Annotated in this window: 1 protein-coding gene; it reads left to right on the top strand. The window is 43.5% G+C overall.

Features of this window, described 5'->3' with window-relative positions:
- Nucleotides 1-18: 18 nt before the first annotated feature.
- On the top strand, nt 19-676 hold a 658-nt coding region (locus A3756_RS04440), incomplete at its 3' end, for a lipase secretion chaperone (protein ID WP_304438855.1).

Genomic DNA, 676 nt, shown 5'->3' with positions numbered 1-676 from the left:
GGCGTAGCAGCATTTGCGATGATTTTAAGTACTTTTGTATTTGATGAGGCTGCGCCGATTCATGCTAATCACCTCAGCTTACATCAAGACAATAAAATATCTCAGCTTGAGGCTAAGCCCTTGGCTAGTAATTTGGCGGAAGGTGCTCAGCTTATCAGTACGCTTGCATATGAGAGTCGACTAGGTGCATTGCCTGATTCGCTTCAAGGGACCCAGATGCAGCAAAGCTTGCAAGTAGATGAGCAGGGTAACTTACGTATCTCTAGCGATATCAAAAGAGTGTTTGATTATTTCCTGTCAACTATTGAAGAAGAAGAGTTGGATGTCGTGCTGGCTAGAATTGATGAATACTTGAGTTACTATTTGCAGGAGCCTGCACTGACTCAGTCGAAGCAGATCTTGGCTCAGTATATCTCTTTAAAACAGGCCTTATATGACTATGAACTCAGCCGCTCAGAGTCAATTAAAGGCATGATGGAGAACGGAGAGTTAATGGCCGATAAAGGTCGTTATGTCGCTTTATTAAGTGAGCAACTAAATGCTCTATCGGAGATGCGTGCACAATACCTGGACGCTGAGGTATATGAGGCGTTTTATGCTTCAGAAGAGGCTTATGATCAATACACTCTGGCTAGGCTAAGTATTGACGCAGAAAAAGGCTTGAGCGCTGAAGAAA

The organism is Oleiphilus sp. HI0086 (genome assembly GCF_001635225.1).
The sequence above is the reverse complement of the archived record's forward strand: the minus strand, read 5'-3'. Positions and strand labels throughout refer to the sequence as shown.